This window comes from Methylobacterium sp. A49B (assembly GCF_053346215.1).
This window is the reverse complement of the sequence record NZ_JBKFBO010000008.1, coordinates 211,904-235,609: the sequence shown is the minus strand read 5'-3', so window position 1 is coordinate 235,609 and position 23,706 is coordinate 211,904. Positions and strand designations below refer to the sequence as shown.

Below are 23,706 nucleotides of genomic sequence, written 5' to 3'. Positions count from 1 at the left end.
CACGGTCCGAAGACCGCGGGGGGCGCCCGCATTTCGAGCCTGCCTGGATCAGTACTTCCGGATGATCGGTTCCGGCGCCATCGGCACCGGATCGGCGCCGAAGGCGTAGCGGACGCCGGCGTAGATCGAGAAGGGCTGCGCCAGGGTCGTGGTCCGCGGGTCGCTGATCCGCAAGTTGCCGGCGACCGGACCTGGTTCGGCGAAGGTGCCGAATGTCGCGTAGCGATTGTTGGTCAAGTTCGTGATGAGACCGAAGATTTCGAGGTTCTTCGTCACCTGATACTTCGTCTGCAGGTTCAGCGTGTAGTAGGCTGGCAGTTTGCGGTTCAGGTTCGACTCGTCGCCGCGGAAGTAGGACGATGAGAAGGCCTGGAGATAGAGGCCGAGCTGCCAAGCGGGGGTGATGAAGTAGTCGAAGCCGGCCTTGATCTGGTGCGCCGGCACCAGAGGCACGATGTTGCCCTTGCGGACCTGGATCGCGCCGTCATCGGCGAGCGGGTTGTTGGGCGACGACAAGGTTCCGTTGAACTGGAAGGTCGCGTCGACCAGCGCGTAGTTGGCATAGACCCGCAGATAATCGGCCGCGTACTCGCCGCCGACCTCGATGCCCTGCCGTTGCGTCGACGGCACGTTCACGAAGTAGGCGCGGGCGGTGTTGCCGGGGGTGGCGAGCGACAGGATGTCGTTGGCGAGATCGGTGCGGAAGGCGCCGATCTTGTAGGTGATGATGCCGCCGTCATAGGTGTTCGGCAGTTGGCCGCGGAAGCCGACCTCGTAGGTCCGCCCGGTCACCTGCTTCAGCGGCGGGTCGGCCACAAGGGAGTTCGGCAGCAGGCACGGACGGTCCGGATTGGCACAGGCCAGCTCCAGAGGAGTCGGCGCCCGGTTCGACTCCGAGTAGCTGCCGTAAAGGTTCAGCGCGTCGAAGAAGCGATAGGTCAGGCCCGCCACCGGGTTGATCTTGTTGTAGTAGTGCGTGCCGGTCACGTCCGGCGAGAAGCCGGTGAGATCCGCGCTCTCGATGCGCGCGAAATTCAGTCGCGCGCCGGCCGTCAGCGACAGCCGGTCGGTCACGTCCAGCGTGTCGAGGGTGTAGAGGCCCATATAGAGGTTGGAGCCGTTGACCGAGCTCGGCGCGATGCCCAGTGCTCCGGCGGTTCGCAATTGCGGGGTGCCGAGACCGGGAATGTTCCCGTAGTAGAAATTGTTCGGATTGGTGGTGATCGACAGGTCGGGGTTGATCACGCCGAGGGTGCTGGACGATTTGAACGAGTAGTTCGCCGTGTCGATGCTACCGCCGACCACGAAGGTGTTGGGCAAGCCGAACACGCGGTCGCGGTTCGAGGCCTGCAGCGAGCCGCCGAAGCCTGTCGCCTCGGTCCGCGTCGTATCCAGTGTGCCGTACGGGATACCGGCGCGGAACGGGACGCGCTGGTTCTGCTGGCCGAGGATCAGGAACTGGTTGCGGAAGGCGAGTTGTGACTGGCCCGGAGCGCGGGTGAATCCGTCATCCTCGAAGCAGAGATTGCCGCGGAAACTCGACTGCGTGCTGCAATTCTCGAAGTTGCCGTCGTTGCCGTCGACATAGGTCTGGCTGAAGCGGCGGAAATAGGCGTTGCCGGCGAGATCCCAGGTCGGCGAGATGTCCACCCGGCCGGTGAGCTGCAGCGTGCCCACTTCGGTGGTGGTGGTTTGCGGGAAGGTGAAGATCGCCCGCGGATCGCGATGGGTGAAGTCCACCGGGGTAGCGGCGGCCGCGCCGTAGAAGCTGCGGGCGGCAAGCCCGATCAGGTGGAACTCCGAATCCTGCGAACGGTAGCCGATGTCGCCGTAGAGGCGTCCGATCGTGCTTGGGCTTTCGTATCGCCAGCCGCGGTCGTTCAGCCCGTCGCCTGTGAAGTACACGCTCCAGGGGCCGGAGACCTTGCCGTATTCGAGGTAGCCGGCGGTGCGCGCGTCCGAGCCGCCCCAGGCGGCGATCTCGGTGCCCTGCCAGGTGAAGCCGTTCTTCATCTGGATGTTGACCGCGCCGCCGAGCGCGTTGAGGCCGAAGACCGGATTGCCGGTGACCACGTCGATCCGCTGGATCGCCTGCGGCGGGATCAGGTCGAAGTTGACGATGTCGCCGAAGGCCTCGTTGATGCGCACGCCGTTCTGATAGACGGCCAGGCCCTGCGGCACGCCCTGCACCGGCGAGGCGGTGAAGCCGCGGTAGGTCACGTCGACCCGGTTGTTGTTGCCCTGCGAGTCCGAGATGTTGATGCCGGGCGTGCGCCGCGCCAGCGTCGTGACGAGGTTGTTGCTCGCCTGATCGATGGTGAGGTCGCTCGCCGTGACGGATTCGACCGTGCTGGGAATCTTGTAGAGGGGCTGCTCGCTGCCGCGCAGGCGGGTTAACCCGGTCGGGCCGACCGAGCCGATCGGCGGAACAGGGCCGGGACCGTTGAAGGTCTGAGCTTGGCTCGAGTTGCCGCCGCCTGAACCCACCGGCGTCGTCGAGACCACGCTGATCTCGCCCAGCGTCACCGATTGTTGGGCCTGCGCGGCGCCCGGCAGGACGGTCCCGGCGAGGATCGATGAAGACGCGACCAAAGTGCTCCGCAACGCGCGAAGTGACATTCCTGCCCCCGTACCGTGAGACCCATGCCCGTTAATGACGGGCTTGTGATCACTCTTGGCCGGTGGCGACGGGGCACACAATTGTTCGTGAACCACGTACGCGCTGTTTCCGCCGCATTTCGGGCATCGCGAGCCTCATCGAGGCGCGACGTGACGAAACGGCAACAGTTTTTCCAACGCGTTCAAAGACTTAGGGAGAGTTAGGCAAACGAGCCGGGGAATTTCGGCAATCGTGGCGCCTCTCCTTCGAAGGCCCGCTCAGAGGCGGGCCTGGATCAGCCGTGCGATGTCGCCGAGTCGCTGCTCCAGCAGTTGCGGCACCTCGCAGACATAGGTCAGCGATTGGCTGCGCTCCTGGAAGATCCGCCGGTCCCAGGCGAACTTCGTCTCAAGCTCGGACTGATCCTTGGGCAGCTCGGTGGCGTCAGAGGCGCTGGGTGCATCCTTCACCTGACTGATCTTGTCGGCCTCGTCGCGGATGCGCTCCGCCATCCGGCGCTGTCCCTGCGCGTAGCGGCCGATGCCGGACATCACCTTGTCGCGCTCGCCGTTGAGCACCTCGAAGACGCCCGCGTAGACGCGGGTCAGCGCCTTGTCCTTGGCGTCCTTGTCCGTTCCGAACTTGCCGGCGAAGTCGTCGAGCATGGGGCCGACCTGCGTCAGCTCCGTGCGCCGGGACGCGATCTTTTGTGCGACAACCGCGGCGTCATTGTCGCTGCCCCAATCACCCGCGGCGGCGATGTCGGGCCCCGTCCAGAACTGGCCCGGGCTCAAGGATGCGACCTTGCGCTGGACGCAGGGCCAGTCCGGATCCTGCCGGGGCTGCGCCAGCGCCGGGCCGGCCAAGCCGGTGAGCCCGAACGCCAGGCCGAGGATGCAGTGAGCGGAACGGTTCATCGGACGGACTCCATCAGGTGGTCTCGCCGGCCGGGCCGCCCCGGCGGGCCATGATGCCGCGGCCGGGATCGTAGGCGACCACCGCCATGCCGAAGAAGGCGAGCGTCACGCCCACCACCACGGCACAGGCGACCGGCTCGAACTGGACGTAGAGGGCGTAGCGGACGAGCTGAACCGCGTGGCTGAACGGGTTGAGCTCGCAGATCCAGTACAATGTCTCGGAGGATTCCCGGATCCGCCACAGCGGGTAGAGCGCCGAGGAGGCGAAGAACATCGGGAAGATCACGAAGTTCATCACGCTGGCGAAATTCTCGAGCTGACGCACCAGCGACGAGAGGAACAGGCCGATCGCGCCGAGCATCAGCCCCGTGGCCAAAAAGGCCGGAAGCGCCGTTAGGTAGCCCAGCGGGGGGATATCGGTTTCCCAGAAATAGGCCACAGCCAGGAAGGCGTAGGCCTGGACGACGGAGACCGCGACGCCAGCGATCAGCTTGGCGAGCAGCAGCAGCCAGCGCGGATAGGGCGAGGTCAGCAGCACCTTCATCGAGCCGACCTCGCGGTCGTAGACCATCGACAGGGACGACTGCATGCCGTTGAACAGCTGGATCATCACGGCGAGGCCGGGGACCACGTAGACCTCGTACAGCACGTAGGTCTGGTAGGGCGGCTCGATGGAGACGCCCAGCGTGTTGCGGAAGCCCGCGGCGAAGATGAAAAGCCAGACCAGGGGCCGGACCAGGGCCGAGAAGAACCGCTCCTTCTGATTGAAGAAGCGCAACAGTTCACGGCGTACGATTCCGCCGAGGCATATCAGGTAACCGACGGCATCGAGGCGGCCGATGCGGCCGTGCGGAACTGAACCGGCCCTCATGCCGCCGCCCTCCCCGGCTCGGCCACGATTCGGCGGAACGCCTCCGCCAAGCCTTCTCCGGGCGCGCCGATGTCGCCTGCCCGGCCGCGGGCGACGATCCGGCCGCGGTGGAGCACGACCGCGTCGTCCTCGGGCGCGATCTCCTCGAAGATGTGGGTCGCCCACAGGACCGACAGGCCTTCCTCGCGCACCAGCGCACGCACGATCGCCACGATGTCGGCCCGCGATTCCAGATCGAGACCGACGGTCGGCTCGTCGAGCAGCAGAAGGTCCGGCCGGTGGATCAGCGAGCGGGCGATCTCGATCCGGCGTGACTGGCCGCCGGAGAGCGTCCGCACCTTGTCGTGGCGCCGGTCCGCGAGGCCGACCCGGTCGAGCAGCACGCCGACGCGGGCCTTCCCGGCGCCGCGGGCGATCCCGTGGAGGCTCGCGTGATACAGGAGATTCTGCTCGACGGTGAGGTCGGTGTCGAGCGTCCGGGCCTGGAACACCACGCCGAGGCGTGCGAGCGCGCGGGAGGGTTCGCGGTCCAGGGCGTGCCCGAAGATCGACACCCGCCCGGTCTGGTTGTTGTAGAGGCGGGTGATCACCGAGAACAGCGTTGTCTTGCCCGCGCCGTTCGGCCCGAGAAGCGCCGCGAAGCGCCCGCGCTCAACAGTGAGCGACACGTCGTCGAGGGCGGCGCGGCTGCCGAAGCGGTGGCCGACGTGATCGACTTTGAGCGCCGCCGCGTCCTCGCCGCTCATCGGCCCAGGACCTTCCGGGCATCGGCGACGGCGTCGAGGCACTCGTCGAACTCGCCCTCCTTCTGCTCGCGCTCGGCCACGCGCAGGGCCTTCTTAAGCTTCGGGATCGCGGCCTCGGGCGGGTTCAGAGCCAGAGCGTCACGGATCATCGTGATGCCCTCGGCGCAGGAAGAGGCATCGTCGGCGGCCAGGGCCGGGGTCGCGAGGACGAGGCACGCGGCCAGCAAGATCACGCGCATCACTTCACCGTCAGCGTGCCGGTCATGCCCTTCGCCTCCAAGCCGCGCGCCTCCCACGTGTAGGTGCCGGGCTTGATGGCGACGAACTCGATGGCGATCTCGCCCGGATCATCGAACTCGAGGTGATCGGGCGGTCCGCCGCCGTGAATTTCCTTGTGCTCGATCACGATCTGATTGAACCAGATGTACCGGAAGAACTCCGGCGCGTAGAATTTGTATTCCTGGCGCCCCTTCGCGACGATGCGCAGGCGATAGGCCTTGCCGGACTCGAGCGTGATGTCCTTGTTCTCCACCACGAAATCGTTGCCCTGATCGTCGCCCAGCACGAGATCCGGCAGGTTCTCCCGCTTCTTGGTCAGGTCGAGGGCGCTCGCCGCCCCGGCCGCGAACAGCCCCGCCAGAGCCAGGGCCGCCGTCTGAAACATACGCGTCATGTCGTTCCCTAACCTTCGGTCGCGGCTTCCGCGGCCTGTCCGTTGCGGCGTCCGTGTCAGCCGGGATCAATTCGGCGAGATCGCCACGCCCCAGGGCAGCAGGCCGACCGGGATACTCTTGACCACCTTCTCGGCGGCCACGTCGATCACCGAGACGTCGTTGGAGGTGCCGTTCGTGGTGAACAGCATCTTCTGGTCCGGCGTGAAGGCGAGCTGCCAGACGCGCTGGCCCACCGGCAGGTACTTCTCGACCTCATAGGACTTGGCGTCGATCACCGCGACCCGGTTGGCTGGACCGAGCGCCACGAAGGCCTTGGTTCCGTCCTTGGTGATCCGGATGCCGACCGGCTGGATCGCCTCGTCGTTCACGCTCGGGATCTTGAAGGTGATCTTCTTGACGACCCGGCGCTGGGCCACGTCGATCACGCTCACTGTGCCGCCCACCTCGGCGGACACCCAGAGGAACTTTCCGTCCGCGGTGAACTCGGCGAAGCGCGGCCTGGCATCCACCAGCACGTTGTCGATGACCTGGAAGGTCTTCGTGTCGATGAAGTGGGCCATGTTGGTCGTCTCGGAGGTGTTGACGAGGATCTTCCCGTCCGGCGACAGGCCCATCCCCTCCGGCTCGACGCCCACCGGCACCTCGGCCAGCACCTTGTTCTTCTCGATGTCGATGATGGTGACCTGGCTGTCGTCCTCGTTGGCCACGTAGAGGGGATTGCCCGAGGCATCGAGGATGAACTGCTCCGGATCCGGCCCGGAGCGCAGCGAGCGCACGACCTTGCCGGAACTCGTGTCGAGCACGTCGATACGGTCGTCGTCGCTGGCGCAGACGAACAGCTCCTTACCGTCCTTCGACACGGTCACCCCGCGCGGGCGGCGGCCCACCTTCCAGGTCGCGGTCACGGCCATCGTATTGGTGTCGATGACGCTGACGGAATTGCCCTTCTCGTTGGTGATGTAGGCCGTGTAGGCGGCGGCCGGCCCGCAGAGGGCGAACCACGCACCGAGGGCGAACACGCTCAGACCTGCCTCGACGCGGCGGCTCATGCCATTCCCTTCCCTTGCGACTTCCCGACGTCCTCGCGGGACGTTCTCGTCAGCCAATTGTAGTGCGATTTCCGCGCGTTGCGAGGGTCGGTGCCGCTCGACATCGCCGCAGGCGGGGGTGTCATTTGAATTTGCAGGTCGTCTCCGGGAGGTCCACGCCCAGCGTGTCGAGGGGCGTGCGCTGGTGCAGGAAGCCCTGCTCCGGCGCCACCGAGACCAGCGCTTTCGGCTGCACCACGATGATCGCTTGGCGCAGCTGGTGGTCCCAGGGGCGGAAGCTCAGCGGCACGCCCTTGTAGGCCGGCAGCGTGAAGTCCGGCTCGACGAGGTAGGGCCCGATGACCGCCGGGTCGTTGGTCTTCTTGGCGGTGACGGCCTCGCCGACCGTGCGCACCGCCGCCCAGACCTGATAGTCGAGCGGCCGCATCAGCCGACCGGCGAGCCGGCGGAAGCGATTCTGGGCCTGCGCGGCGCCCCAGGTTTCCAGCACGGGCGACCACGTGGTCGGCGTCAGCGCCTGCGTGCCGCCCACCGGCCGGGGATCGACCGTGCGGTAAGGGACGTAATCGCCCCAGTCGCCCTCTTCATCGGCGACGATCGCCATGTCGTAGTCGAGGCCGCGAGTGAAGACCATGGCCTCCGCGCGGGTGGGCGTGTCGCCCCGCGCCTTGGCCAGGGGACCGAAGGTCCAGGGCTTCTCGGCGGTGATCTTCAGCGCGAATTTCCGCGCCGAATTGCGCACCGCGTCGGCATAGGCCTTGTCGGCCTCCGTCGGACCGACGATCAGGAAAAGCTTCCGCCAGCGCATGACGGTGAGGTACTGCGCCAGGGCGTCGGTCAGCATGGCCCGCGACGGCAGGATGTGGAACACGTTGGCCCGGCAATCGGCCCCGCGCAGGCGGTCGTCGGGCGCGCCGGCATTGAGCACCACGGCGCCCGAATCCTTCACCGCGTCCGCGACGGCCAGGACGGCGTCGGCGGGCAGCGCCAGAACGAGGTAGCGCACGCCCTTGGCAACGAGATCCTTGGCGGCCGCCACCGGATCGGCCTTGTCGTCGGTCAATGCCACGTCGTCGAGGGCGTAGGTCTGCTTGGTGAATCGGCCGGTGGTGTTGTTGTCGTTGATGCCCATCTTGGCGCCGGCGAGCCCCTCGTCCTCCGGCGCCGCCTCGGCATCGTAGGAGGATGGTGCGGGCTGCGGCCGGTAGATCAGGCCGACATGGGTATCGATCGGCTGGGGTGCGGGCTGCTGCGCCCAGGCGGGGATCGGCGCCAGCGCGAGCACGGCGAGCGCTGCGCGCCGCCATGTCGGACGCCGGACGGTGGTCTCGAGTGCAGGATCGTGCATAGGCGCGGCCTCTATCAGCTTCCGCTTCGGCCGCTCAACCGCGGCCGGTGGTCCCCACGTTCACGTTCCCGTCCTGGGTCAGCGAAGGCCCGAAGTACATTGCCAAATTGTCCCTTCGCCCGACCTATGCCGGAATTGATGCCGCCGAACCGGGTGGCAGGACTGTCGAGAGGAAGGCACCGCCCATGCGTCTCCTGACCATGCGTCACCTGACCGTCCGGGTGGCGGCCGCGTGCGGGCTCGTCGCGCTCGGAGCCGCGCTGCCCGGCGCCGCGCAGGCGGCCGACAAGGCGGCCGTCTTCCCCGTGGAGCTCTTCGATCCCGGCGCCTCCTATGGCGCCCGGGCGCGACCGGCCGACACCAAGAAGCTCGCGCTCGTCACCGACGAGCTGCGCAAGGCTCTCCACGATCAGGCCGGCCTGGAGATCGTCGACACGGCGCCCAAGGCCGATGTCGTGGCCAAAGAAGGACCGCTCTACAAGTGCAACGGCTGCGCGACGGATATCGGCAAGAGCCTGGGTGCGGACCTCGTCGTGACGGGTTATGTGGAGAAGGGGTCCGGTCAGATCTTCAACCTGAACGTCTCCATCGCCGAGGCCGGCACCGGCAAGGTGGTGCGGGGCGGACAGGTGACGATCAGGGCCGACACCGACGATACCTGGGCTCACGCCATGCGCTGGGTGGTGAAGAACCGCCTTCTCGCCGAGCCGCTGCCCGGAAGATCGTGAGGCGTTCCGTCACAAGTTGAGTCCACCGTGCCCGCGTCCCCCGTCAAAGTTGATTCCCACCCGCGCCTCCTGGTCAGCGTCCGCGATCCGGCCGAGGCCGAGGTCGCGCGGCTCGCTGGCGCCGACCTGATCGACGCCAAGGATCCCGAACGGGGGGCCCTTGGCGCCCTCGACCCGAAGATCGTCCGCGAGATCGTCGGCCGGGTCGCCGGCGCGAGCGAGACGAGCGCCGTGGCCGACCCGACGCCGCCGGCCGTCGCCGCCATGGCGGCGACCGGGGTCGACTGGGTGAAGGCTGGCCTCGATGCGCCCCGCCGACGGGACAAGTCGGCGTTCGCCGGTTTGGCCGCTGCGGCGCCGGGACGGCTCATTGCCGTGCTCTTCGCGGAGGACGGACCCGCCGCCACGCTGGTGCCCGCCCTGGCGGAAGCGGGCTTCGCGGGTGCCATGATCGACACGGCCGGCAAGGGCGGCGTCCGTCTGCCCGACCTGACCGCGCCGGAGGATCTGGCGGCCTTCACCGCCGCCTGCCGTCGCCACCACTTGATGAGCGGTCTCGCGGGCTCGCTGCGGGCTATCGATATTCCGATCCTGGCGGGTCACGGATCGGACTACCTCGGATTCCGCGGCGGCCTGTGCCGCGATTTCGACCGGCGCAACGGCATCGATCCCCTACGGATCGCCGAGGCTCTGCGTGCCCTGCGGCCCAGCCGGCGGGACGCCGCGTGACGGTGATCGTCAAGGTCGGCGGGAGCCTGGAAGCGGATCCCCACCGCCGGCGCGCGCTGCTGGCTCGGCTCGCGGACGGCACGCATGGGCGCTGCATCATCGTGCCGGGGGGCGGCACATTCGCGGGTGCCGTGCGGGCCGCGCAGATGCGGGAGGGTTTCAGCGACGCCGAAGCCCACCGCCGGGCGCTGGACGCGATGAGTGACGCGGCCGGCATCTTCCGCGGGATCGAGCCGCGACTCGTCCAGACCTTCGAGCCCTGGGCCGAGGCCGGATCGGCCACCGCGCGCGTGTGGAACCCGCGCCGGCTGCGGGCCGGCCATCCCGATATCCCCGAGACCTGGGACGTGACCTCCGACAGCCTCGCGCTCTGGCTCGCGGGCCGGATCGACGCGGAAAGCTGCGTGCTGGTGAAGTCCCGCGACGCGGCACCGGCGCAGGATGCCGCCGCCCTCGCTCAGGATGGGCTGGTGGACGCCGCCTTCCCGAGTTTCGCGGCGCGTTATGCAGGGCGGATCGAGATCTGGGGACCTAGCGGCCCGGTTCCGGTCACCGCGAGGGCCGCGGCGTGAGCGCTTCCGAGCACATCGTCTTCGTCACGGGCCGCCTCGCCCGCGCGCGCCTGGAGAAAGTGGCGGCCGGCCTGCCGGACCGGTTCCGCTGGAGCATCGCGGATGCCGGCGTGAAGGTCGCGGCGCTGATGACCGAGGAGATCATCCGCCGCCGCGTCGCGCTGCCGGAAGGGGCCACCCGGGTCATCCTGCCCGGACGCTGCCGGGCCAACCCGGAGCATCTCGCCGCGCATTTCGGCGTGCCGGTGGAGCGGGGCCCCGACGAGGTGGTCGACCTCCCGGCCTGGCTCGGGCTCACCGCCCGCAAGGTCGACCTCTCCCGCCACGATCTGCGGATCTTCTCCGAGATCGTCGATGCCTCGAAGATGAGCGTCGCGGAGATCCTGGCGAAGGGGCTCGACCTCGCCCGGCGCGGCGCGGACGTCATCGATCTCGGCGGCCTGCCCGACACGCCGTTCCCGCACCTCGAGGAATCCGTCCGTGCACTGAAGAAAGCCGGCCTCAAGGTCAGCGTGGATTCCTTCTCGCGGGACGAACTCGCCCGCGGTGCGGGCGCCGGGGCCGACTATCTGCTGAGCCTGAACGAGGAGACCCTGGATCTCGCCTTCGAGACCGATGCGGTGCCGATCCTCGTTCCCACGCGGCCGGACGACCTTCCCTCCCTCGATCGCGCCATCGCGCGGATGCTGGAGGCCGGTCGGCCGTTCCTGGCGGATCCGATCCTCGAGCCGATCCATCACGGCTTCGTCGATTCCATCGCCCGCTACCGCGAGACTCGCGCCCGCTGGCCCGACATCGCCATGATGATGGGCACCGGCAATCTCACCGAGCTGACCGAGGCGGATTCGCTTGGCGTGACCGCGCTGCTCGTCGGCATGTGCTCGGAGTTGTCGATCGGCAACGTGCTGATCGTCCAGGTCTCCAACCACACCCGCCGCACCATCGAGGAGCACGATGCGGCCCGGCGGGTGATGTACGCGGCGAAGGCGGACTCGGCGCTGCCCAAGGGTTACGGGCGGGCGCTTCTCGCCGTGCACGACAAGCGCCCCTTCGTGCAAACTGCGGAAGAGGTCGTTCAAGCCGCTGCGGAGGTGCGCGACCCGAATTACCGGATCGCGGTCGCGAAAGACGGGATCCACGTCTACAACCGCGACATCCATAGGGTCGGCACCGACGCGATGGCTTTCTTCCCCGATCTCGATGTGGCCAGCGACGGCGCCCATGCATTCTATCTCGGCGCGGAACTCGCCAAGGCCGAGACAGCCTGGCGGCTGGGCAAGCGCTACGTGCAGGACGAGCCCCTCGACTGGGGTTGCGCCGCCGACGCCGAGGTCGAGGATGCCACCGCCTTCAAGAAGGCCGGACACACCCGGCATTCCGGGCCGGACGCGCCGCCGCCCGGGACTCGGGATGCCCGGCTCGTGAAGCCCGAGGCCGACGCCCGGCCGCCCGAGACCGTGACGGAGATCCAAGCGCGCGACGAGACCGGCCCGGATGGTTCCCAGGACCGGCCCGCGAAGCTGGTCTGCGGGCGGCTTGTGCCGGCGGACAGGGCATGAGCCGATGCCGCTGATCTTAGAGACTATCGTCACGACGCTCTCGCCTTCGGGCGAACTGCACCTCGTTCCCTTCGGACTGATCGGTGAGGCGGACGGCTACGTGCTGGCGCCGTTCCGGCCGTCACCGACCATCACCAATCTTGAGGCGAATCCGTGCTTCGCCGCCTCCAGCCCGCGCGACATCCGGGTCATTGCCGGCGCGGTCACCGGGCGACGCGAGTGGCCGACGGAGGCCTGTGACGCCATCCCGGGCCGCCGCGTCGCCGACAGCTTCGGCCACGCCGAGTTCGAGGTTGCGACCGTGGAGGAGCACGAGACCCGGCCGCGCTTCCGCGGACGCATGGTCCACAGCGCCGCGCATGCGCCGTTCATCGGCTATAACCGGGCTCAGGCCGCCGTCCTGGAGGCCGCCATACTTTCGACCCGGCTCCACATGCTGGAGCCCGGGAAGGTGTTGACGGAGATGGCCTATCTCGCCATCGCCATCGGCAAGACCGCGGGACCCCGCGAGCGCGAGGCCTGGGGTTGGATCGAGGACAAGGTCGCGGCGGCGCTCGGCCCCGAGGCGCGCATCCTCGGTCGCGACGACCGCTGAAGGCGGGAGGAGAAGGACAAGATGAAGAAAATTACCCTGGCCCTGGCGGCCACGGCGGCGCTGGTGGCGGCGACCGCGCAGGCCCACGGCCCGACCCGGCGCAAGATCACCGAGTCCATCGAGATCAACGCTCCGGCCGACAAGGTCTGGGCGGTCGTCGGCGACGTGAAGAACGCCGATTGGGTCCAGAACGTCACCAAGACCGAGCTGAATGGCGACCCGGCGGGCAAGTTCAAGCGGACTCTGACGCTCAAGAACGGCGACCAGATCTCGGAGACGAGCAACAAGTACAAGCCGGACGAAAAGATGTACTCTTACTACATCGACAAGGTCGATGTGAAGGACTTGCCGGCCAACGACTACTCGGCCACGATCACGGTCGAGCCGGCCGGCGACGCCAAGTCCAAGGTCGAGTGGAAGGCCGCCTTCTACCGCGGCTACATGAACAACGATCCGCCGCCCGAGCTGAACGACGAGGCCTCCGAGAAGGGCGTCGGCGACTGGATCAAGGCAAGCCTCGCCAACCTGAAGGCGAAGGTCGAGAAGGGCTCGTGAGGCGCGGCCCGGGCCGCGCGGCGCTCGCCGCCGGCCTCGCGCTGATCGCGTCGGGCGCCCTCGCGGCGCCGGCGCGGGAGGCGGTCGTCACGGCCCAGCTCGGCGGCGCGGTCGAGATCGTCGACCTCGTCGCCGGCACGGTGGTGCGTCGGATTCCCGTCGACGGAGCGCCCGCTGGGATCGCGCTGTCGGCGGATCGCAAGCGGGCCTATGTCACGCGGCCCGAAGGCCACGGGGTCGCGGTGGTCGACCTCGACGCGGGTCGCGTCCTCGCGGAGGTTCCGTTGCCGGGCGGTCCCCTGGGCATCGCGGCCGATCCGCGCGGCGGCCGGGTCTACGTGGCCGACTGGTACGGGCACCGCCTGTTCGTCATGGCCGAGCGGGACGGCACTCTGGTTCCGGACGGCGAGATCACCGTGGGCGCCTCGCCCTCGGGAATCGCCGTCACGCCGGACGGCTCGAAGCTCTACGTGGCGAACCGCGAGGCCGACACGGTGTCGGTGGTGGACGTGGCGACGCGCCGCGAGGCGACGGTCATCCCGGTGGGGCAGCATCCGTTCGGCATCACCCTCGATGCCGCCGCGGGGCGTGCCTACACGGCGAACGTCACGGGCGACGACGTTTCGGTGATCGACGTCGCCGCGGGCCGCGAGGTCGGCCGGATCCCAACCGGGCGTCGCCCCTACGTCATCGCCCTCGTCGGCGGACGCGGCTTCGTCACCGATCAGTATGCCGGCAGCGTCACGGCGTTCGACCTCGCGACGCTCAAGCCGATCACCGACATCGACGTGGGCGACCATCCGGAAGGGATCGAAGCCGACGAAACCGGACGGGTCTACATCGCCAACTGGGGTGATAATACCCTCAGCGTTCTCGACGCCCAGACGCTGAAGGTGGTCAGGACCATCCCGACTGGGAACGGGCCTCGATCCTTCGGGACCTTCCTGCGCTGAGAGCCCCCTCGGTCGCTTGCGTCGTCATCGCGAGCGCAGCGCAGCGACCCATGGCTGCGCCACTTCGGCAGGCAAAACGCTGCTTGGCCACATCGCTCCGCTCGCGGCGATAGCGGAGCGGAAGGCATCAACCGAAAGCGGGATTGATGTATCAAGTCGTGGGCGCGTCGTCAGAACGTCCGCCGATGCGGCGCTTGGCGATAGGCCACGCGGGCCATCAACAAGGCGCCACCGATCTGCAGAAAGCCGCTCTCGCCGAGAACGGTCGGGGCGAGGTGCGCCTGGATGAGCAGGCGGGTCAGAGTGTTGAGGGCGAGCAGCGTCAGGCAGAAGGCCGCTGCGGCGAGCAGGCTGGCGACGAACTCGGGCATGGTTGGACCCCGTTTCGGACGGGATCAGCTTAGCAAGCCCTGCGCCAAGACCAAGCTTGAAAAGGCCAAGCTCGAAGCTGTGGCCGATCAGCGCTTGCGGGCTGCCGGTGCCGGCGTTCCGGCCTGTGCGGCCGGCGTGGGTCGCGGTGTCTCGACGGCGAGCCGCTTCACCGGCCAGCCGTCGCTCCAGCGCTCCATGTCGGCGAGCCTCGGATTGTTCTTGAGGACGGTGGCATCTGAGCCGCCGAAGGCCGCCGCCGCCGATAGATCGAAGGTCTTCCAGAAGCCGAGATAATCCAGGGCGTCCACCCGCGCGAGATTGATCTGCGCGACCAAGGTCTGCTGCTCGCCCGTGAGCGCCATGTCGGCGGACCACCGAAAGGGCGGCGGCTTCGGCGCATCCTTGCCGGCGTCTTTGGGCTCCGGACCAGGCTTGATGGCGGCGCCATCGTAGGCCGTGTCGACGCCCGCCGGAGCCGCCAGCGTCGCCGTAAGGGCGGGAAAGCCGTGATCGTCCGAGAGAGCGCGCACGAAGAGCTTGCGCTCCAGAGGCACCGCGGTCGCCTCGCGGAGAAGGCGCTTGGCGGCGAGATCGGCCGCCCGCGTGTCCTTGTCGCCAACCATCGTGACGATGAGCGTTCCTGGATCGATCGTTGAGAGATCGCCGAGGGCAATCCCTCTTGATTTCGGTCCGCTGGCGATCCCGCCGGGCGTCACCGCGAAGATCAGCTTCGGGCTCGGCAGGCCCCGCGTCTTGGCGTCGGCGGCCAGATCCATGGCCAGCGGCGCACCGGCGAGATGGCCAATCATCGCCACCCGGCCGAGATCGGGCTTGGCCGCGCTGTCCGATGCCAGATCGGCGAGTGCCGCCTTGACGAGATTCTCCGCGATCCCGGGCGCATCGGCCGGTCGCGTCCGGTTCACCTCCTGGAACCGCGGGACCAGCACGAGCCAGCCCTGACGCGCGAGGTGGTCGATCCAGCCCCCATAGCTCTGCGGGTTCACCACGCCCCAGCCGTGCAGCAGGATCGCCACCGGCCGGCCCGCCTCAGGGGCATCCCCGGACGCGTAGAATGCGAAGGTCGTCGCGTTGCCGCGGCCCAGCAAGCGCTTCGTCACCGTCGCCTTGCGGTCGCCGGCGCCGCCCGGTCCCTCGGCCGGCTGAGGCGGCGGCGCGGCGGCCTGGGCTGCCGTAAGGCCGGCGAGGGTCAGGATCGCGACCGCGGCGAGCGGTCCGCGAAGGGTTGGGAGACGCATAGAGGGCTCGACTGAGAGACGCGACGCGTCGGCAGATCAGAAACCGGTCAATAGCAGATTCTCAGGTCTTGGCGACCCGTTGCTCCGCCTCTCGCCGCAAGGGCAGACGGTCGAGCTTAGGCGGACACACCTCGGCTCGTCTCAGAACAGTCGATCCGCTGCGCCAGGACGGTCAGTTCCGTTGGCAGGTCGTGATCCGCCTCGCCATAGAACCCTCGCAACTCCTCTCGTACCGTATCCAGCACGGCGATTTCGGGGGTCTCGGGGGTGCCGGGGCGGCGCAAAGTATCTGCGAAATTGGAAGCGACGATTTTCATGACGGCAAGCGGGTTCGACTGTTTTGCAGAGGCGCGGGGACGCTGCGTCCCGGGAGTGGCGTACAACTTCGTCCGCGCGTCAGGTTTCCAGTCCAGGGGTGATTATTTTTCCGCCCGGTCCGATGACGGACGGACCGGCCGCCCCCGAAGGCCGGCCGGCCGCATGCTCCACCCAGGCGAGGATGTCCTCTGCGCGCCAGGGCTTCGGGATGAACGTCGCCGATACGCGCAGGTCGCTCGGCTGATCACCCGCGTCGCCCGAAGTGAGAAGCACCCGCACGCGCGGCCACGTCACGCCGATGATCCGCGCCAGCTCGAAGCCGCCGATGGGACCGGGGGTCCGCACGTCCGAGAAGACGACGCTGACCTCGTCCGCACGATCGTTGAGGATTGCCAGCGCCCGATCGGCGGTCTCGGCCTCGATCACGGTGAAGCCGGTATCTTCCAGTAACGTGGCCGCGAGAAAACGCTCGTCGGGTTGGTCTTCCACGACGAGGATCACAGGCTTCTGGCCGGGCTGTACCGAATCGCTCATGGGCCAGGACACTCTACAGGGGCTGAACGGCGGCCGCCGCGAACGGTTCAACGAACTCATCGCGGCGGAGTGCCGGACCCGCGCAGGCACAGATCCTCCTTGGATCCTTGCATAATCGAGAAGTTGTGGCCGTGTCCCAAGTAACACAGGCCGTCAGGAACGCTCTGGCGATGTCCGAAGCGGACCGATTCAGCCGACGCCGTGAGCCTTAAGAAATGCGAGCGCGCGTTTCCACCCGTCCTCGGCGGCTTCTCGACGGTAGCTGGGTCTGTAATCGGCGTGGAATCCGTGGGGAGCTTCAGGATAGACGACCAGTTCGACGCTCTTGCCTGCGGCCTTCGCCCGATCGCGAGCTTCCTCGACGGCGGCGACCGGAATGCCGGTATCGGCACCGCCATAGAGGCCGAGGAGCGGTGGGTTGATCTCTGCGGCCACGTCGCCGGCCGTGCGTGGCTGGATGTCGGTGCGTTCCCCGCCGACCGGCCCGTACCACGCCACCGCCGCCTTCAGGTCGCGGCGATGCGCCGCGTAGAGCCACGCGTCGCGACCGCCTCGGCACCAGCCCATGACGCCGAGCCGGTTCAGATCGCCCTTCGAGGCTGACGCGGCCCAGGCGGTCGCGGCGTCGAGATCACCGATCCACTGCGCGTCCGGTGTCTTCGAGATGACGTCGCGGATGATCACCTTGGCGTCGGTCATGGTCGAGAGGTCGCCCTGCCGGGCGTAGAGTTCCGGCGCCACGGCGCAGTAGCCGGCCTTCGCCAATCGGCGGCAGATGTCCTTGATGTAATCGTGGACGCCGAAGATCTCCTCGATCACCAGGACGATCGGGAACGGACCTGCGCCCTCCGGCGCGGCCCGATAGGCCGGCATCGGCCCGTCGGCCGCCGGAATCTTCACCTCGCCCGCCTCGATGCCGGCGGCGTCGGTGTGGATCACCTGTGCCTCGACCCGAGTGGTCGCCAGGGTCAGACCGCTCATCAGGCTGGTCATCACGAAGCCTCGGCGCGAGAGCGGTGGCGTGATCAGTCCTTCGAGCCCTGCATGATCGCGATCGGCCATATGATCCCTCTCTGACTTCGACACGGAGGGCTATCCGGCCGCACCCGGCTTGGTCAAATCAGCGGAACGATACCGGTCGATCTCTCGTCACGCCCCGGCGGCGATCAGCGCGCGCGCCGGCTGTCTGGCCGCTGCCCGGACCGCGTCGCGATCCTCGCGAAGCTGCAGCACGTCGCCGAGGGTGACGAACGCCTCCGATGCCGGAGACACCACAGCGCGGATCCCGTAGCCAAGCGCGAAGGAACGGAGCAGATCCGCATCGCGCCCGATCCCGAAGCGATCCAAGGCGGCGAGAAACGCTTCACGGAACAGGCTCGGACGGCACCAGCGCTTTTCAGCCATCTGCAACGGCCAGTCCCACAGGCCCTCGGCGCGCCTAGCCGACAGAACTTCGCGGGCGATGAAGTACCCGGTGCCGCGGTGCTCGATCCCGTCCGCCTGCACGGACCAGTCGTCGTTACCGAACAGTTCGACCTCGGCCGCGTTGCTCATCGGGATCTCCGCCCTGCGCCGGCATTCCGGCGCACCGGAACATTGCCGGAACACTGACGCGGATACCGTGGGTGGTCAAGGCAATTGTTCCCGCTGCGTTCACCGATCGTGCCGCTTCCGTTACCGCACTTTGAACATAGGATGCTCGATCCGGTCACCAGCCTGAATTCCCAGCTTGGCCGCCGTACCGGCGTTGAGTTCCAGGACCGCCAGGACCGGGCTGCCCGACGGGATGATCGCCGTCGAGAGCGGCTCCGTATCGGCAGCGATCCGGCTGATCGTGCCGTCGGACCGGATGAAGACCATGTCGAGCGGCAGGTATGTGTTCTTCATCCACATCGTGACCGGCTCGTCCCGCTCGAAGTCGAACAGCATCCCGTGGTCGGGCGCCATGGTCCTGCGGAACATTAGCCCCCGGGACCGCCCGGCATCGTCGCGCATCACCTCGACTTCGAAGCGCTTCGGACCGGATTTTGTGACGATGGTCAGGGGTTCGCCCTTTACGCTCGCCGCACGCGCGGCTGCCTGGGCGTGAACGCTCGCTACCGGGGCGAGGACGACAAGGCAGGCCAGACCGGCCGCTATCATGACGCGGGACAGGACTCTCACAGGCTCGGGCCTCTCGTGGGACGGTGCCTCGGCTCACCGGCCGGAGGCACAGACATAGACCAGGATACGAACCAGGGAAATGCGGGCCGAGAAAAGGTCAGGCGCAGCAAGGCCTTGGGCAACAGCGCGAAGCTGTAGGGGCCTAATGGGAGGCCGGGAGCGCCCCGTCGATCAGCCGTACCTCGGCCGCCATGACGCCCTTCGAGCCGTCGCCGTATCGCACCAGGACGGCCTCACCGGGTTTCAGCTCGGCGATGCCGTAGCGGCGCAGGGTTTCCATATGGACGAAGATGTCGGGCGTCCCGTCGCCGCGGGTCAGGAAGCCGAAGCCGCGCAGCCGGTTGAACCATTTCACCACGGCGGTCTCAAGCCCGCTGGTCGGCGTCACCGTGACGTGGGTGCGCGGCATCGGCATCTCGGAGGGATGCAGCGCCGTCGCCTGATCGAGGGAGATCACACGAAAGGCCTGCCAGCCCCTCGGCCGTTCCACAGCCTCGACAACGATACGCGCGCCCTCGCTGGCCGCCTGGAAGCCGTCGCGCCGTAGGCAGGTGACGTGGAGCAGGATGTCCGGGGCGCCGTCGTCTGGAACGATGAAGCCGAAGCCCTTGGAGACGTCGAACCATTTGATACGGCCCGCCACCTCGACGAGGTCGAGCGCCTCCTCCTCGTGCGGGCTCGTCTCGCTGGTCCGGAGACCACCGGTCCGGTCTGGGTTTCCGGCCCCGGTTCCCTGTTCGTCAGACATGGCCGAGCAACCTACACCGAATCACGCCGCGCGCTCTCCAGGCAAGATTAACGAAGTCCTGATGGCCGGGAAGCCCATTTGGCCGGCACAACAGCCCGGCCAAGACGCAATCTCGGACCTGGGAGGCGGCGCAGCAACAGTCGATCGTTTGCAGCCTCCGCCGAAAACGGCGGTCAAGCGGCCGGCCTCGTGAGCGGATTTGCCCGTCAGCCCCACGCCGCCCCTCTGCCGCTTTGTGGCTGCACCGGTCTTCACGTTTTCGAGAGCGGCTCTGGTCCGGCCACGCTTGTCGGACTGTCGATCCCGGAGCGCTGGCGTCCTGTGCGTCATCATGCTTGGGATCGCCCCATGTCCACCGACGCCGCTCTCGATCACGCCACTGCCGCGCGGGCGACCGCCGTGCAGGGCCGTCGCCTGCCGATCATCGATGCGGCCCGCGCCGCCGCGCTTGTCGCGATGGCCGCCTATCACACGCTCTGGGATCTCGGACACCTCCGGCTGACTGAGGAGAACTATGCCGGGACGCCTGCGGGTCGGTCGGCAGCCGAGGTGATCGCCGGCAGCTTCCTCATTCTCGTCGGCGTCGGGCTCGTGCTGATGAATGGCCGTGGCGTCCGGATGCGACCCACGCTTCTGCGGCTGGCGCGGATCGGCGCAGCCGCGCTCGCGGTGACCGTCGGTACCTGGTTCACGTTCCCAGACGCTTTCGTGTTCTTCGGTGTCCTGCACTGCATCGCGCTATCGAGCGTGCTCGGCCTGCCGTTCCTGTACCTGCCGATCCCCGTCACCGCCCTGGCGGCGACGGCCGTCCTCGCGGCACCGCATTTCGCGCAGGCCCCGATCTTCGACGCCCCGCCGCTCCTCTTCCTGGGGCTCGGGACTGTGACTCCTCGGACGAACGACTATGTGCCGCTCTTTCCATGGTTCGGGCTCGTGCTCGTCGGGCTCGTGCTCGGTCGGGCGGCGCTGCCGGCCCTAGCCGGCTCGCGGCTCGGCGCTTGGTTGCCGCGTTCGGGCATCGGCCGCGCCGCGACCTTCGCGGGACGTCACAGCCTCGCGATCTATCTCATTCACCAGCCGGTGCTGCTGGCACTGCTCACCGGTTTGGTCACGGTGACGGGTCCCAACCCGCGGGCTGGGCTCCGCGCCTTCCGGGCCGATTACGCGGCGATCTGCACACGCACCGGCGGTGAGCCCCCTCTGTGCCGGATCGCCGCCCGCTGCACGTCCGAGGCGCTGCAGAAGGAGGATCTGTTCCGCGAGGATGGCCGCCCGTTCACCGGCTCTGAGCGCCTGCGGGCTCAGGCGCTCTCGCAGGGCTGCTACGCGGCCGTTGAGAGCGCCGGCCATGGGAAGCCCTGATCGGGCGCTGCAGCATTCGGCGACGGCCCAGAAGCTGGCCTATCAGGGCGCATCACCGGCCTGCCGGCGATCCAGTCGTCAGGAAACAGCGCGCCGACGCGCCCTCAATCCTTCGCGCGCTCCACGTACGAGCCGTCCGCCGTCATGACGACGACGCGGGTGCCGGCGGCGATGTGGGGCGGCACCGTCGTGCGCACACCGTTCGAGAGCGTGGCGGGCTTGTATGAGGACGAGGCCGTCTGGCCCTTCAGGACCGGCTCGGTCTCGGCGACCTCCAGCGTCACGCGCTGCGGCAGTTCGATGGTCAGCGGGACGCCGTTATGGCTCGAGAGCATCACCGCCATGCCCTCCTGAAGATACGGTGCCGAGTCGCCGACCACGTCCTCCGGCACGGCGACCTGCTCGTAGTTCTCGGGGTTCATGAAGTGGAACCCCTCGCCGTCATTGTACAGGAAGGTGTGCTCGCGATCCTCCACGAAGGCGCGCTCGACCTGCTCGGTGGTCCGGTAGCGTTCCGACACCTTCACGCCGTCCGTGATGCGGCGCATGTCGAGCTGGGTGACCGGGGTGCCCTTGCCGGGGTGGATGTTCTCGGCGAACAGGATCACGTAGAGCTTGCCGTCCTTCTCGACGACGTTGCCCTTACGGAGCGTTGAAGCGATCACCTTCACGGAATGGCGTCCTGCATTGACATGGGGGGCGGCACGCGCCAAGCGCGGGCTCTGCATCTCGGACCCCGCCACTATCGCATCTGCGGCCCGGTTGCCAGCGTGCGGGTGCGAAGCTGAGGGCGCGTCGACTTCTGCGATGAGGCCGGCAGCGTCGGCCGACGAGCGGGGCCAAGGATTGAGCGTGCAGTGAGCGCCCCTGGGAACCAGCGATCTGCACGAGGCCGGTCCGGCCCGCGCGGTTATGCATGGGCGGTGCCCGGATCAGGGGACCGGCGATGAATGCGCCGGCTGCGCCTTGGTGGGCGCCAGATCGCCACGCCGACCGGCGCCCGGCGCTGCTCCTGCGCAATCGGATCCTGGCCGCATTCCGAGCCTGGTTCGAGGCCCGCGACTTCGTCGAGGCCGAGGCCGCCTGCCTGCAGGTCTCGCCGGGCAACGAGGCCCACCTCGCGGCGTTCGCGACCGAGGCCCTGGGCGCGAGCGGCGCGCGGACGCCGCTCTACCTGCACACGTCGCCGGAATTCGCCTGCAAGAAGCTGCTGGCGGCGGGCGAGCCGCGGCTGTTCAGCGTGGCGCGGGTATTCCGCAACCGGGAACGCGGGCCGCTGCATCATCCCGAATTCACCATGCTGGAATGGTACAGGTCCGGTGCGCCCTACACGGAGTTGATGGCGGATTGCGCCGCGCTGCTGGGGCTCGCCGCCGAGATCGCCGGCATCCACCGGTTCGTTTTCCGCGGACGCGAGGCGGATCCGCGCGCTGAGCCGGAACGGCTGACCGTGGCGGAGGCCTTCGACCGCCTCGCCGGCATCGACCTGCTGGCGACCGTCGCGGCGACCGGTGAGACGGATCGCGATGCCCTGGCCGCGGCCGTCGCCGGCGCGGATCTGCGGGTCGCGCCCGATGACACATGGGCGGACCTGTTCTCGCGGGTGCTGGTCGCGCGGGTCGAGCCGTGTCTCGGGATCGGCCGCCCGACGATCCTGTGCGAGTATCCGGTGAGCGAGGCAGCCCTGGCGCGGCCGGCAGCGCATGACCCTCGCGTGGCCGAGCGCTTCGAGCTCTACGCCTGCGGGGTGGAACTGGCCAACGCCTTCGGCGAGCTGACCGATGCCGACGAGCAGCGCCGCCGCTTCGAGGCCGAGATGGCGGAGAAATTCCGGGTCTACGGCGAACGATACCCGATTGACGAGGAATTTCTCCAGGCTTTGGCCCGGATGCCCGAGGCCTCGGGGATTGCCCTCGGCTTCGACCGGCTCGCCATGCTGGCCTGCGGCGCCGGCCGCATCGAGGACGTGATCTGGACGCCGGTCGTGGGGACCGCACCGTGAACCGTATCCTGCGCAGCGCCGACGATCTGCTCGCGGCCGGGCTCGTCTCCGACGCGGAGGCCGAGGCCCTCCAGGCGGTGCTCACCCGCTACGCCGTCTCGGTCACGCCCGACATGGCCGAGCTGATCGATCCCGAGGCTCCCGACGACCCGATTGCCCGCCAGTTCCTGCCGAGTCCGCAGGAATGCGTCACGGAACCGGAGGAGCGGGCCGACCCGATCGGCGACGGTGCCCATTCGCCGGTCACCGGGATCGTCCATCGCTATCCCGACCGCGTGCTCCTCAAGCCCCTTCACGTCTGCCCGGTCTATTGCCGTTTCTGCTTCCGCCGGGAAATGGTCGGCCCGAACGGCCTCGGAACATTGAGCGACGCCGACCTCGAGGAGGCCCTGGCCTACATCGCCCGGGATGCGCGGATCTGGGAGGTGGTGCTCACCGGCGGCGATCCGTTCGCCCTCTCCAGCCGGCGGCTTGGCAGCATTGCGGCGCGCCTGGCTTCTATCGAGCATGTTCGGGTGATGCGGATCCACACCCGCGTGCCCGTGGTGAAGCCCGACCTCGTCGGCGCCGACCTCGTGGAGGCGCTGAGACGTTTTCGCGGCGCGGTCTTCGTGGCGCTCCACGCCAACCATCCCCGCGAGTTCACGCCGGACGCCCGGGCGGCCTGCGCCCGACTGGTCGATGCCGGGATCCCCCTCGTCAGCCAATCGGTGCTGCTGCGCGGGATCAACGACGACCCGGCGACCCTCGAGGCGCTGATGCGCGCCTTCGTCGAGAACCGGATCAAGCCCTATTACCTGCACCAGGGCGACCTCGCGCCGGGGACCGGACACCTGCGCACGAGCGTCGCGGACGGGCAGGCGCTGATGCGGTCGCTGCGCGGCCGGCTCTCAGGCCTCGCGCAGCCAACCTACGTGCTCGACATCCCCGGCGGCCATGGCAAGGTCCCGATCGGACCCGGCTACTTGCACGAGGTCGAGGACGGCTTGCGGGTGACCGATCCGAACGGATGCGAGCATCGCTATCCGCCGAAGCGTGACGGAGATCGTTGAGGCC

The 23,706-nt window shown here is 68.2% G+C and carries 27 protein-coding genes; 10 read left to right on the top strand and 17 right to left on the bottom strand.

What is annotated here, in order from left to right; translation table 11 throughout:
- Positions 1-48: 48 nt before the first annotated feature.
- The 8 genes from ACLBX9_RS01585 to ACLBX9_RS01550 form a co-directional block, all read right to left on the bottom strand.
- Complete coding sequence (locus tag ACLBX9_RS01585; protein ID WP_447717659.1) at positions 49-2,619, bottom strand: TonB-dependent receptor; 2,571 nt, start codon at positions 2,617-2,619, stop codon at positions 49-51.
- A gap of 258 nt (positions 2,620-2,877) precedes the next feature.
- A complete protein-coding gene (locus ACLBX9_RS01580) occupies positions 2,878-3,516 on the bottom strand; it encodes a hypothetical protein (protein WP_447717658.1) in 639 nt (212 codons plus the stop codon).
- A 13-nt stretch (positions 3,517-3,529) separates the two neighbouring features.
- Positions 3,530-4,387, bottom strand: coding sequence for an ABC transporter permease (locus ACLBX9_RS01575; RefSeq protein ID WP_010682526.1), 858 nt, complete (start codon positions 4,385-4,387; stop codon positions 3,530-3,532).
- Positions 4,384-5,133 (bottom strand): ABC transporter ATP-binding protein, encoded by a 750-nt coding sequence (locus ACLBX9_RS01570; protein ID WP_447717657.1) that lies wholly within the window; start codon positions 5,131-5,133, stop codon positions 4,384-4,386. The genes ACLBX9_RS01575 and ACLBX9_RS01570 overlap by 4 nt, the downstream gene beginning before the upstream one ends.
- Positions 5,130-5,372 (bottom strand): hypothetical protein, encoded by a 243-nt coding sequence (locus tag ACLBX9_RS01565; RefSeq protein ID WP_039892304.1) that lies wholly within the window; start codon positions 5,370-5,372, stop codon positions 5,130-5,132. Before ACLBX9_RS01565 ends, ACLBX9_RS01570 begins: the two co-directional genes overlap by 4 nt.
- Positions 5,372-5,806, bottom strand: coding sequence for a hypothetical protein (locus tag ACLBX9_RS01560; RefSeq protein ID WP_447717656.1), 435 nt, complete (start codon positions 5,804-5,806; stop codon positions 5,372-5,374). The genes ACLBX9_RS01565 and ACLBX9_RS01560 overlap by 1 nt, the downstream gene beginning before the upstream one ends.
- A 66-nt stretch (positions 5,807-5,872) precedes the next feature.
- A complete protein-coding gene (locus ACLBX9_RS01555) occupies positions 5,873-6,856 on the bottom strand; it encodes a YVTN family beta-propeller repeat protein (protein ID WP_010682530.1) in 984 nt (327 codons plus the stop codon).
- 121 nt (positions 6,857-6,977) lie between these two features.
- Complete coding sequence (locus tag ACLBX9_RS01550; RefSeq protein ID WP_010682531.1) at positions 6,978-8,204, bottom strand: ABC transporter substrate-binding protein; 1,227 nt, start codon at positions 8,202-8,204, stop codon at positions 6,978-6,980.
- A 185-nt stretch (positions 8,205-8,389) separates the two neighbouring features.
- On the opposite strand from ACLBX9_RS01550, the gene ACLBX9_RS01545 reads away from it, so the two are divergent.
- From ACLBX9_RS01545 to ACLBX9_RS01515, 7 genes are read left to right on the top strand one after another with little or no spacing between them, the layout of a single operon-like run.
- On the top strand, positions 8,390-8,932 hold the full coding sequence (locus ACLBX9_RS01545; RefSeq protein ID WP_447717655.1) for a DUF3280 domain-containing protein: 543 nt from the start codon (positions 8,390-8,392) through the stop codon (positions 8,930-8,932).
- A gap of 27 nt (positions 8,933-8,959) precedes the next feature.
- Entirely contained in the window at positions 8,960-9,661 is a 702-nt protein-coding gene (locus ACLBX9_RS01540) for a (5-formylfuran-3-yl)methyl phosphate synthase (RefSeq protein WP_447717654.1), read from the top strand.
- Positions 9,658-10,233 (top strand): aspartate/glutamate/uridylate kinase, encoded by a 576-nt coding sequence (locus ACLBX9_RS01535; protein ID WP_010682534.1) that lies wholly within the window; start codon positions 9,658-9,660, stop codon positions 10,231-10,233. The genes ACLBX9_RS01540 and ACLBX9_RS01535 overlap by 4 nt, the downstream gene beginning before the upstream one ends.
- Entirely contained in the window at positions 10,230-11,792 is a 1,563-nt protein-coding gene (locus ACLBX9_RS01530) for a DUF6513 domain-containing protein (protein WP_010682535.1), read from the top strand. The genes ACLBX9_RS01535 and ACLBX9_RS01530 overlap by 4 nt, the downstream gene beginning before the upstream one ends.
- 4 nt (positions 11,793-11,796) lie before the next feature.
- Positions 11,797-12,387: a DUF447 domain-containing protein gene (locus tag ACLBX9_RS01525; RefSeq protein WP_010682536.1), complete on the top strand. Its 591-nt coding sequence runs from the start codon at positions 11,797-11,799 to the stop codon at positions 12,385-12,387.
- A 21-nt stretch (positions 12,388-12,408) separates the two neighbouring features.
- Positions 12,409-12,942 carry an SRPBCC family protein gene (locus tag ACLBX9_RS01520; protein ID WP_010682537.1) on the top strand — a complete coding sequence of 178 codons (534 nt, stop codon included), beginning with the start codon at positions 12,409-12,411 and terminating at the stop codon, positions 12,940-12,942.
- On the top strand, positions 12,939-13,895 hold the full coding sequence (locus ACLBX9_RS01515) for a beta-propeller fold lactonase family protein (RefSeq protein WP_447717653.1): 957 nt from the start codon (positions 12,939-12,941) through the stop codon (positions 13,893-13,895). Before ACLBX9_RS01520 ends, ACLBX9_RS01515 begins: the two co-directional genes overlap by 4 nt.
- A gap of 170 nt (positions 13,896-14,065) precedes the next feature.
- Here ACLBX9_RS01515 and ACLBX9_RS01510 read toward each other — a convergent pair whose 3' ends face one another.
- From ACLBX9_RS01510 to ACLBX9_RS01475, 8 genes are all read right to left on the bottom strand, one after another.
- Entirely contained in the window at positions 14,066-14,266 is a 201-nt protein-coding gene (locus tag ACLBX9_RS01510; RefSeq protein ID WP_010682539.1) for a hypothetical protein, read from the bottom strand.
- An 87-nt stretch (positions 14,267-14,353) separates the two neighbouring features.
- A complete protein-coding gene (locus tag ACLBX9_RS01505) occupies positions 14,354-15,523 on the bottom strand; it encodes an alpha/beta hydrolase (RefSeq protein ID WP_447717652.1) in 1,170 nt (389 codons plus the stop codon).
- A gap of 116 nt (positions 15,524-15,639) precedes the next feature.
- A complete protein-coding gene (locus ACLBX9_RS01500; protein WP_244625662.1) occupies positions 15,640-15,906 on the bottom strand; it encodes a hypothetical protein in 267 nt (88 codons plus the stop codon).
- Positions 15,907-15,919: 13 nt separating this feature from the next.
- The gene (locus ACLBX9_RS01495) at positions 15,920-16,375 is read right to left on the bottom strand and encodes a response regulator (protein WP_447717689.1); all 456 of its coding nucleotides are present in this window, start codon (positions 16,373-16,375) and stop codon (positions 15,920-15,922) included.
- A gap of 189 nt (positions 16,376-16,564) precedes the next feature.
- Entirely contained in the window at positions 16,565-17,437 is an 873-nt protein-coding gene (locus tag ACLBX9_RS01490) for a dienelactone hydrolase family protein (RefSeq protein ID WP_447717651.1), read from the bottom strand.
- A gap of 87 nt (positions 17,438-17,524) precedes the next feature.
- A complete protein-coding gene (locus ACLBX9_RS01485) occupies positions 17,525-17,929 on the bottom strand; it encodes a hypothetical protein (protein ID WP_447717650.1) in 405 nt (134 codons plus the stop codon).
- A 120-nt stretch (positions 17,930-18,049) separates the two neighbouring features.
- Positions 18,050-18,517 (bottom strand): DUF192 domain-containing protein, encoded by a 468-nt coding sequence (locus ACLBX9_RS01480; protein ID WP_051072119.1) that lies wholly within the window; start codon positions 18,515-18,517, stop codon positions 18,050-18,052.
- A 163-nt stretch (positions 18,518-18,680) separates the two neighbouring features.
- Positions 18,681-19,286, bottom strand: coding sequence for a cold-shock protein (locus tag ACLBX9_RS01475; RefSeq protein WP_010682546.1), 606 nt, complete (start codon positions 19,284-19,286; stop codon positions 18,681-18,683).
- Positions 19,287-19,634: 348 nt separating this feature from the next.
- Here ACLBX9_RS01475 and ACLBX9_RS01470 point away from each other — a divergent pair, with 348 nt between their 5' ends.
- The gene (locus tag ACLBX9_RS01470) at positions 19,635-20,648 is read left to right on the top strand and encodes a DUF1624 domain-containing protein (RefSeq protein WP_447717649.1); all 1,014 of its coding nucleotides are present in this window, start codon (positions 19,635-19,637) and stop codon (positions 20,646-20,648) included.
- 104 nt (positions 20,649-20,752) lie between these two features.
- Here the strand turns inward: ACLBX9_RS01470 and efp are convergent, their stop codons facing one another.
- Positions 20,753-21,376 (bottom strand): elongation factor P, encoded by a 624-nt coding sequence (gene efp, locus ACLBX9_RS01465; protein ID WP_447717688.1) that lies wholly within the window; start codon positions 21,374-21,376, stop codon positions 20,753-20,755.
- Between the two features lie 218 nt (positions 21,377-21,594).
- Here efp and epmA point away from each other — a divergent pair, with 218 nt between their 5' ends.
- Both epmA and ACLBX9_RS01455 read left to right on the top strand, forming a co-directional pair.
- Positions 21,595-22,650 carry an EF-P lysine aminoacylase EpmA gene (gene epmA, locus ACLBX9_RS01460; RefSeq protein WP_447717648.1) on the top strand — a complete coding sequence of 352 codons (1,056 nt, stop codon included), beginning with the start codon at positions 21,595-21,597 and terminating at the stop codon, positions 22,648-22,650.
- Positions 22,647-23,702 (top strand): lysine-2,3-aminomutase-like protein, encoded by a 1,056-nt coding sequence (locus tag ACLBX9_RS01455; protein ID WP_447717647.1) that lies wholly within the window; start codon positions 22,647-22,649, stop codon positions 23,700-23,702. Before epmA ends, ACLBX9_RS01455 begins: the two co-directional genes overlap by 4 nt.
- Positions 23,703-23,706 lie beyond the last annotated feature (4 nt).